Origin of the sequence: Paenibacillus ehimensis NBRC 15659, from assembly GCF_004000785.1 — a bacterium.
GTDB lineage: Bacteria > Bacillota > Bacilli > Paenibacillales > NBRC-103111 > Paenibacillus_G > Paenibacillus_G ehimensis.
This window is the reverse complement of record NZ_BILX01000127.1, coordinates 1-9,307: the sequence shown is the minus strand read 5'-3', so window position 1 is coordinate 9,307 and position 9,307 is coordinate 1. Positions and strand designations below refer to the sequence as shown.

Sequence of the window (9,307 nt, the reverse complement as noted above, 5' to 3'; positions counted from 1 at the left end):
TTCCGATCAAGGAAGAGCGGGGTTTCGCATGGACGAGTGGGACGATTCGTCTCACTTGGACTAACCAAATATGAATAGATCCTGCGTAAGCGAGAAGATGCGCTCCAAGTAACCGAGCACCCACTGCGGGAACAAGCCCAGCACGACGCTGGCCGCTACGCACAGCCACATCGTTATGCCAAGCGGAACGCTCGTGCGGATTGGCTGCGCTCCGTCTTCGCTGCGCATGAACATTTGGCGGATCAAGCCGAAGTAATAGTAGTACGAAACGACGCTCGTTCCGATCATGACCGCCGCGAGCCAGTAATGCTGCGTTTGCAGCGTACCGAGCAAAATGTACAGCTTCCCGAAGAAGCCGCCGGACACCGGTAGCCCTGCCAAGGACAGCACCAGCAGTACGGTTGCAACAGCCGTTCCCGGCGCACGGTAGTACAAGCCGGCCAAGCCTTTGATCTCATCGTCGCCCGTCGAGCGTTCGATGATCATCAGCACCGCGAATATCCCGATGTTCATGAACAGATAGGCGATCAGGTAAAAGGCAAACTCGGCGAAATTCGAATAATGCATCATCGAGAACTGGATCGCGATCGGCACCATCAAATAGCCGGAGTTGGCAATACCGGAGTAGGCCAGCAGCCGCTTCATATTCGTTTGCCGCAGAGCGATGAAGTTACCGACGATCATCGCAGCAGCCGCCACAACCATCAATGATAGCAAGACATCTTTGTGGAACGGAAGATTCATCAGATCCCCGATCGCATAGACGTTGTACATGAACCGGAACAGAATCGCAAATGCCGCCGCCTTCGACACAACCGCGAGAAAAGCGGTAACCGGCGTCGGCGCTCCTTGGTATACGTCCGGCGCCCACATATGGAACGGCGCCGCCGCCACTTTGAAGCCAAAGCCCGCAAGCAGCAGGAAAAAGCTTAAATAAACGAGCGGGAGCATTCCCTGAGCCGCTTGCCCGAGTCCCGCGTTAATCTCCTTGATCACCGTCGACCCCGTCATGCCGTACAAGAAGGACATGCCGTACAAAATAACGGCTGACGATACACCGCCCAGCACAAGGTATTTGAAAGCTCCCTCGTTCGAGCGCTTGTCTTTTTTACGCATGGCGACCAAAATATACGAAGTGATGCTCAGCAGCTCCAAGCCGACGAAGATGGTGATCAGATCGCCGGACGAAGCCATAATCATACCGCCTAGCGTCGCCGGCAGAAGCAAATAATAAAATTCGCCGATATGCGGGATCTCATCTTCTCTCACCGAGCCGATGCTCATTAGCGTAATCAGCCCGGCTCCCGCCAGCAGCACCAGCTTCAGAATGGCCGCAAAATCGTCAACACGGTAGCTGAAGTTCAGCAGCTGCTTCGGTTCCGCAGGATTGAGCTGCCCGGCCGCAAAGACAGCGGCGATAATTATACCCACCAGCGATAGCCAGCCCAGCCAGGTCCGGTTCATTTGACGCGGCAGCAGCAGATCAAGCAGCGACAACACCACAGCGGCGGCGACAAGTGTCAGCTCCGGAGCCAGCAGACCCAGATCACTTAGCTCAAGACGTATCGGTTCCACCGGTCTAACCCCCTATCTTCGCAGAAACGCTGTGAATGAATTGATCGAAGCTGCTTACGGTTTGATGCAGCGGATTGCTCAGCACGCCCGGATAAATACCGAGCACCACGATGAAAGCGACAAGCGCAATCATCGGTATCGCTTCGATAAGCCGTGCATCCCGCATGCCCGGAAGCTCCGTCTTCTGCGGGCCGTACGTGATACTGAGCACCCCGCGAAGCACGTAGACCGCAGCCAGAATGATCCCTAGCGCCCCGACGGCTGTAATAATCTTGTACTTCTCGAACAACCCCAGGAAAGCCAGGAACTCGCCGATAAAGCCGGATAGCCCCGGCAGACCGAGCGAGGCCATCCCGGCTACAAGCAGAATGCCGGAAATGAACGGCACCGATTTGGCCAAGCCGCCAAGCTGGTCAAGCTCGGTTGTTCGCGTACGCTCATAGATGCTCCCTACAAGGAGGAACAGCAGCGCCGAGATGAGACCGTGAGAGACGAGCTGGAAGATAGCTCCTTCCAGACCCGCCGGGTTAAACGCGGCAATGCCGACCAGCACGATTCCCATATGGCTAATACTGGAGTATGCCAGCACCAGCTTGAACTCCTTTTGAACGAAGGCCAAAATCGCACCGTACACAATGTTGATCACACCGAGAATCGCCAGTACGGCAGCCCACTGCACCGCTTGCTGCGGGAACAGCAAAATTCCGAAGCGGATCAGACCGTAGGCGCCCATTTTCAGCAAAATGCCGGAGTGGATCATAACGATCGACGGCGGCGCTTCCGTATGTACTTTCAGCATCCACGTATGGAACGGGAAAATCGGCAGCTTGATGCCGAAGGCCACAAGCATCATCAGGAACAGCACCCATTTCATCGTTTCGCTTAAATAGAACGGATTGCCCTCCAGATCGCCCTGATTCACATACGAATCCGCGCTCTGGAACAGATGCTCCATAATCACGTTGATATCCCCGGAATAATGAATCGAAATGCCGTTATCGCCCGTCGTTTGGCCAAAGCCCGCCGTACTGACGAGAATAAGAAAAGCGATCAGCATAATCGCCGAACCGATTCCGTTATAGATCAAGAACTTGTTCGCCGCCCGCTCCCGGTCCATATATCCCCAAATGCCGATCAGGAAGAACATCGGGATCAGCGTCAGCTCGAAGAAGACAAAGAACAAGAACAGATCTTGCGCCATAAAGACGCCGAACATGCCGGTCTCAAGCAGCAGGAACAAAATAAAATACGATTTCCAGCGCTTCTTGATATACACCGACGCCAGCGCAGCCATCGTGCCGACAATCGCGGTCAAGAAGACGAGCGGCAGCGAAAGGCCGTCAACGGCCATCGTATACTTAAATTCGAAGAAGTAAGCCGTCAATTGACTGAGCCCCTGTGTCTCTTTGTTCAGCGGAACGAGGATCCACGGCACCTCTTCTCTGAACTGCATGCCTTCGAGATTATGATTAAATTGCCCGTAAAGCCAGGCGGACAGCACCAGCGGAATGAGCGTCGCGACAATCGCCGTCGTTTTGATCCATTGGCCCTGCGTCTTGGGCATAAACATCAGGATCAGCACACCGATGAGCGGCGAAAAAGCGATGAGCGATAAAATAGGAACATTATCCGGCATCGATGAACCTCCTTCCCGCAATGGCCAGCATCAAAATCAACAGCCCGAGCAGCGTTAGCAGCCCATACGATTGTACCTGTCCGTTCTGCATCCGGGATCCGAGACGTCCGAGACTAGTTACGGTATAGCTGGCCAAGCGAACGACGCCGTCGACCACATAGACGTCGAACAGGTGCAGCAAAGACCCGATTCCCCGAAGCGGACGCACGATGATCGCCTGATACAGCTCATCGATGTAATACTTGCGGTTAAGCAGCCGGTACAGCCAAGGCGCGCCAGACGATACGGCATCAGCCGGAATGACGCGTTTCAGATATACCAGATACCCCAGTCCGATCCCGAGCAAACCGACAACGTTGGACATCACCATGACGAACCAGGAGGCATGCTCTTCTTCCGCATGTCCGGTCAGCCACGAGCCCAGCCACGGATTGAACGGCGTGAAGACGAAGCCGGCCACCACGGCAAGAACCGCCAGAACGATAAGCGGGAAGGTCATGGAGCCGGGAGATTCGTGAACCGGACCGTGATTTTCCGTTTGCCGGGACTTGCCCATGAACACCAGAAAGAACAGGCGCGACATATAAAATGCCGTAAAAAACGCTGCGATCAGGCCGACCCAGAACAATCCGGTATGTCCGGTATTATACGCTTCGGCCAGAATCGCATCCTTGGACCAGAAGCCGGACAGCGGCACAATCCCGCTGAGCGCAAGCGCTCCGATGGCGAACGTCCAGGCCGTAATTTTCATTTTGCTGCCGACGCCGCCCATCTCGTGAATGTTCTGCGTGTGCACCGCATGAATGACGCTGCCTGCGCCGAGGAACAGCAGAGCCTTGAAGAACGCGTGGGTAAACAAATGGAAAATGCCGGCCGTATACGCCACCGTCGTGCCGATCCCCAGCGCCATCATCATGTAGCCGAGCTGACTGACCGTAGAATAGGCCAGAATCCGCTTAATATCGTTCTGCGCCGTACCGATCGTCGCGGCAAAAATGGCCGTGAACGCCCCGACCACAGCAACCACGGTCAAAGCTACAGGCGATGCGGTAAAAATATCGAACGTCCGCGCTACGAGATACACGCCGGCGGCAACCATTGTCGCGGCATGGATCAGCGCACTGATCGGCGTCGGACCTTCCATCGCATCCGGAAGCCACGTGTGCAGCGGGAATTGGCCGGATTTGCCGATCGCGCCGACGAAGATCAGGATGGCGATCCATGTCGCCATATCGCCGGAAATTTTCCCGCCGGACAGCGCGTTATGAATCGAGCTGAAATCAAGCGCATGGTTCGGCATAACCCAAAACAGCAGCAGAATGCCGAGAAACAACCCGACGTCGCCGATCCGGGTGACGATGAACGCCTTTTTGGCGGCCGCCCGGGCTTCCGGCTTGAAATACCAGAAGCCTACGAGCAGGAACGAGCAGACGCCGACCAGCTCCCAGAATATGTAGAATTGCACCAGGTTCTCCGAGATGACAAGCCCGAGCATGGAGAACGTAAACAAGGCGATATAAGCGAAAAACACGTTAATTCGCTCATCCCCGTGCATATAGCCTTTGGAATAAATATTGACAAGCAAGCTGACAAAGGTCACGATGACCAGCATGAGCGCATTCAAATTCGTAACCTCGAAGCCCATGTTCAGCGTCACGTTGCCAAGATGGAGCCATTGCAATTTGTTCCACGTGAAATCTTCGACGTTCCCGCCGATCCGTTCCCAGAAAACAAGGACGGACAGCGCGAACGAAGCGAACACGGCCACAATGCTGATATAAGCGCCCGTCTCCCGCAAGCTGCGCCCCACCGCCGTTAAAATGAGAAACGACAGCAAGGGGAACAACGGGATGAGCCAAGCGTATTGCGAATAAGCCGATACCATGGGCTTAAGTCCTCCTCCAAGAGATTGCCGCAAGCTTTCCTAGAAACGATCTCTGATTGCCTGCCCGGATAGCCTCCCCTGCTTCCGGACAGGCGCTTGCGGAAGCTGCGCTATCGCTTCATCGAGTCCATCTCGTTGACATCCGTTGTTCCTTTGTTGCGGTACAGCGCAATCAGTATCGCAATGCCGACAGCTACTTCCGCCGCGGCCACCGTAATGTTAAACAGCGAGAAAATTTGCCCGGTCAACCCCGGGTTGACGCCCAGCTTGGAAAAAGCGACGAGGTTCAGGTTGACGCTGTTGAGCATCAGCTCGACAGACAGCAAGACGATGACGGCGTGCTTTTTCGACAGCGCACCGTACAATCCGATGCAGAATAGAATCGCCGCCAGCGTCAAGTAAGGCGTGGCCAGTCCGGTAGCTCCCATCCCTCAGTCCTCCTCTCTCTTCGCCACGATGATCGCACCGATAAAAGCGACCGTCAGAAGCACCGACATCAATTCGAACGGGATCACATAGTTGGAAAACAGCAGCTTCCCGATCTCCATCGTATTGTCCTGCATCGACGGGTATTCGCCGGACGGAAGCTGCGATTGTTGGATCGCGTAGAAGATGATGCCGAACAATCCCGCCGCCCCGACGAACAACAGTCCGTTATGCCACGGCCGCTTCGGCTCCTCTTCCTCTTCCTTGGTATGCTTGGTCATCATGATCCCGAAAATCATCAGAATGGAGATGGCGCCCGCATAGATCAAGATCTGAACGACGGCCACAAATTCTGCTTCGAGGACGACGTACAGTCCGGCCAAGCTGATGAACGTCAGCGCCACGGCCATGACCATGTGGACCACTTTGGTGAAGCTGAGCATGAAAATCGCCCCGCCGATGGCAAGCAGCGCACAGATGAAAAATGCGATATTTTCGCCGTGGGACAAAAAGTCGACGATGTTTCCGAACATTATTTCGCCCCGCCTTTCGGAAGCGCCGAATTGTTCTCCTTGCGCACGTTGTTATTGTTCTCATTCAGCCATTGCAGGTTTTTGAACAAATCGTCGCGGCTGTACGTGCTCAGCTCGAAGTTGTTGGTCATCACGATCGCTTCGGTCGGACATACTTCCGTGCACAGATCGCACAAGATGCATATTTCAAAGTTAATATCGTACGTATCGATCACTTTTCCCTTTTTCTCGGGGTCCGGGTTCGGCTTGCCGACCAGATTGATGCATTCCGTCGGGCAAATGCGCGCGCATTGATTGCAGACGATGCACTTCTCGGGGTCAAAATGCTGGATGCCCCGGAACCGGTCCGGCATTTGAAGCGGAACGTCGGGATAAGCGTAGGTCACTTTTTTCTGGGTCATGGATTTAAATGTCACGCCCAGTCCCTTCATGATGCCCTTCATAGTCAATCACCCTTTCATCCTCGGCATCCGGCTGCCGGGTCCTTGTTACATCGCAATCGCCATATAGATGGCCGTTACAAAAATATTAACCAGCGCCAGCGGCAGCAGTACTTTCCAGCCGAGTCCCATCAGTTGGTCCACCCGAATCCGGGGCATCGTTGCGCGCAGCCAGAACAGGAAAAATACGATGAACGCAAACTTCAGCAAAAACCAGATGATCCCCGGGATAAAATCGAGGAACGGAAGCGGCGCCTGCCACCCTCCCAAAAACACGGTCGTCGTCAGGCCGGCAATAGCGAACACGTAGACGTATTCGGCAAGCATGAAAAAGGCAAAGCGGAAGCCGCTGTACTCGACGTGGTAGCCTGCAACCAGCTCCGACTCGGCCTCAGGCAAGTCGAAGGGCGTCCGGTTCAGCTCCGAAACAGCAGCAACGATAAACACGGCGAAGCCGATAATTTGCGGCAAAAAGTTCCAGTGCCAGAACCCGCCCGCCTGTCCTTCTACGATCGTGCGAAGGTTCATGCTGCCGGACATCATCACGACGCCTACGATGGAGATAACCAACGGAATTTCATAGCTGATCATCTGGGCGGCAGAACGCATTCCGCCAAGCAGGGCGTATTTGTTATTGGAAGCCCAGCCGCCAAGCACGATGCCGATGGTCGAGATTCCGGAAAGCGCGACATAGTATAACACTCCGACATTCAGGTCGCTGCTGATCAGCCGGTCCGTGAACGGAATGGCCGCAATGACCGTAAACGCAGGAATAAACGTGATCACCGGAGCGAGGATGAAGAGCTCGCGCTCGGCTTTTCTCGGAATCGTGTCTTCTTTAATCAAGAGCTTGAACACGTCCGCGACCGTTTGCAGCAGTCCGAGAGGGCCGACACGGTTCGGACCGATCCTCATCTGCATCCAGCCGATGACCTTGCGCTCGAAGTAGATCGCGTACGTCACAAAGCCGAGCACAACCAAAAGCAGCACGACGCCCCACGCGAAAAAAATGGCTGCATTCGTCCATGTTAACGGCTCTTGCAATAAATCCGGCATCAGCTATCCACCTCCCCGACAACGATATCGATGCCTCCGAGAATGGTGATCAGGTTCGTCATCGTTTCGCCGACCAGCAGCTTCGGCAGAATCTGCAGATTGACGAAGGACGGTCTGCGGAATTTCAAGCGGTACGGCTTATCTTTTCCTTTGGAAATAATATAGCAACCGATTTCGCCGCGCGGCGATTCGATACCGGCGTACACTTCCCCTTCGGCGGGACGCAGTACGCGAGGCACCTTGCCCATGATCTCGCCTTCCGCCGGGAACTGCTCGACCGCCTGCTCCAGAATGCGCAGCGATTGGCGGATTTCCTCCAACCGCAGCAAATATCTGGCGTAGCAATCGCCGCCCGTGCTGACCGGAACGTCGAAATCGAAGCGATTGTAGATGCTGTAAGGCTGGTCCTTCCGCAGGTCCCAGTTTACCCCCGTACAGCGCAGATTCGCGCCGCTCAGCCCGTAGGCGATAGCCGTCTCCGCGTCGTACTTGCCGACCCCCTTGATCCGGGCCAGAAAAATTTCGTTTCCGCTCACTAGCTCGTTATATTGCTCCAGCTTGCCCCTCATGTATGGAACAAACTCGCGCACCTTCTGAATCCAGCCTTCCGGCGCATCCCACTTGACTCCGCCGACCCGCATATAGTTGTACGTCAGCCGGGCGCCGCACAGTTCGTTGAACAGGTCGATGATAATCTCCCGGTCGCGGAATGCGTACAGGAACGGGCTCATCGCCCCGATATCAAGCAGATACGTGCCCCACCAAACCATATGGCTGGCGATCCGCTGGAGCTCCATCACGATCAGACGCAAAAACTCTGCACGCTCCGGGATTTCAAGCTGCATCAGCTTCTCCACGGCATGGACAAGCACGTAATTGTTCGTCATCGCCGATACATAATCCAGCCGGTCGGTATAAGGAATTATTTGGGTGTAGGTTAAATTTTCGGCCAGCTTCTCCGTTCCCCGGTGCAGGTATCCCATGACCGGGATCGCTTCCGTGATGATTTCGCCGTCGAGCTTGACGACGATCCGAAACACTCCATGCGTACTCGGATGCTGCGGGCCTACGTTCAGCAGCAGTTCTTCCGTTCTAATGGCCAAACTTCATCACACCTCCGGGTCGAGCGGCTCATAATCTTTGCGCAGCGGGTGACCGACCCAATCGTCAGCCATCATAATCCGGCGCAGGTCGGGATGTCCCGGAAAATCGATACCGAACAAATCGTAGATTTCCCGTTCATTCCAATTGGCCGTTGGCCAAATCGGAGTCACAGAAGGAATGGACGGCGATTCCCGGTCCGTCTTCACTTTCACACAATAATTGCGCTTGGTTTCCAATGAAATGATATGGTATGCCACCTCCATATGCGTCTCCATATCGATCCCGGACACATTGCGCAAGTAATTCAGCTTCAGCTCCTCATGCGTACGCAGCAGCTCCGCCACGTCCGGCCAAGCCTCGGCTTTGACAATAACATAGGGAATATGCCCGTCTTTTTCATTAATAAAAGCTTCTTCGACCGCATCTGCGCGAAAATCTTTCAATATCGCCACGAGCCGGTCCAGCAGCGGCTGGTTCGGCGACGGCTCCTTCGGCGCCTCGGGCTCCGCCCCTTCCGCTTTCGCTGCGCGCGCATTCGCCCGCGCGGCTCTCGCCTCGGCGGCGGCTTTCGCCTTCGCCTCCTTCTCGGCGTCGCTCGGCGCGGCGCGCTCCGCCTCCGGCGCATCGCCGGGCTCGCCTGCGGCGGCCTTCG

The 9,307-nt window shown here is 55.3% G+C and carries 9 protein-coding genes; all 9 read right to left on the bottom strand.

All coding sequences use genetic code 11. The annotated features are described in order from the left end of the window. Positions 1-60: 60 nt before the first annotated feature. Positions 61-1,575, bottom strand: coding sequence for an NADH-quinone oxidoreductase subunit N (locus PEH01S_RS33145; protein WP_025847691.1), 1,515 nt, complete (start codon positions 1,573-1,575; stop codon positions 61-63). A 4-nt stretch (positions 1,576-1,579) separates the two neighbouring features. Next, complete coding sequence (locus PEH01S_RS33140; RefSeq protein ID WP_025847689.1) at positions 1,580-3,211, bottom strand: complex I subunit 4 family protein; 1,632 nt, start codon at positions 3,209-3,211, stop codon at positions 1,580-1,582. Further along, a complete protein-coding gene (nuoL, locus tag PEH01S_RS33135; RefSeq protein ID WP_127490331.1) occupies positions 3,201-5,096 on the bottom strand; it encodes an NADH-quinone oxidoreductase subunit L in 1,896 nt (631 codons plus the stop codon). Before nuoL ends, PEH01S_RS33140 begins: the two co-directional genes overlap by 11 nt. 110 nt (positions 5,097-5,206) lie before the next feature. Next, positions 5,207-5,524 (bottom strand): NADH-quinone oxidoreductase subunit NuoK, encoded by a 318-nt coding sequence (gene nuoK / locus PEH01S_RS33130; protein WP_010499416.1) that lies wholly within the window; start codon positions 5,522-5,524, stop codon positions 5,207-5,209. A 3-nt stretch (positions 5,525-5,527) separates the two neighbouring features. After that, positions 5,528-6,055: an NADH-quinone oxidoreductase subunit J gene (locus PEH01S_RS33125; RefSeq protein ID WP_025847685.1), complete on the bottom strand. Its 528-nt coding sequence runs from the start codon at positions 6,053-6,055 to the stop codon at positions 5,528-5,530. Beyond that, positions 6,055-6,498 (bottom strand): NADH-quinone oxidoreductase subunit NuoI, encoded by a 444-nt coding sequence (gene nuoI / locus PEH01S_RS33120; RefSeq protein WP_010499413.1) that lies wholly within the window; start codon positions 6,496-6,498, stop codon positions 6,055-6,057. Before nuoI ends, PEH01S_RS33125 begins: the two co-directional genes overlap by 1 nt. Before the next feature lie 45 nt (positions 6,499-6,543). Beyond that, positions 6,544-7,551, bottom strand: a complete 1,008-nt coding sequence (gene nuoH / locus PEH01S_RS33115; RefSeq protein ID WP_025847682.1) for an NADH-quinone oxidoreductase subunit NuoH — start codon at positions 7,549-7,551, stop codon at positions 6,544-6,546. Further along, positions 7,551-8,654, bottom strand: a complete 1,104-nt coding sequence (locus PEH01S_RS33110; protein ID WP_025847680.1) for an NADH-quinone oxidoreductase subunit D — start codon at positions 8,652-8,654, stop codon at positions 7,551-7,553. The genes nuoH and PEH01S_RS33110 overlap by 1 nt, the downstream gene beginning before the upstream one ends. A gap of 6 nt (positions 8,655-8,660) precedes the next feature. After that, positions 8,661-9,307, bottom strand: a 647-nt coding sequence (locus tag PEH01S_RS33105) for an NADH-quinone oxidoreductase subunit C (RefSeq protein ID WP_246063140.1), incomplete at its 5' end; no start/stop codon positions are given.

Bases quoted from the DNA above. Each gene is read 5' to 3' on its own strand.
- PEH01S_RS33125 (WP_025847685.1), bottom strand. From the start codon at position 6,055: ATGTTCGGAAACATCGTCGACTTTTTGTCCCACGGCGAAAATATCGCA.
- nuoL (WP_127490331.1), bottom strand. From the start codon at position 5,096: ATGGTATCGGCTTATTCGCAATACGCTTGGCTCATCCCGTTGTTCCCC.
- nuoK (WP_010499416.1), bottom strand. From the start codon at position 5,524: ATGGGAGCTACCGGACTGGCCACGCCTTACTTGACGCTGGCGGCGATT.
- PEH01S_RS33140 (WP_025847689.1), bottom strand. From the start codon at position 3,211: ATGCCGGATAATGTTCCTATTTTATCGCTCATCGCTTTTTCGCCGCTC.
- nuoI (WP_010499413.1), bottom strand. From the start codon at position 6,498: ATGAAGGGCATCATGAAGGGACTGGGCGTGACATTTAAATCCATGACC.
- nuoH (WP_025847682.1), bottom strand. From the start codon at position 7,551: ATGCCGGATTTATTGCAAGAGCCGTTAACATGGACGAATGCAGCCATT.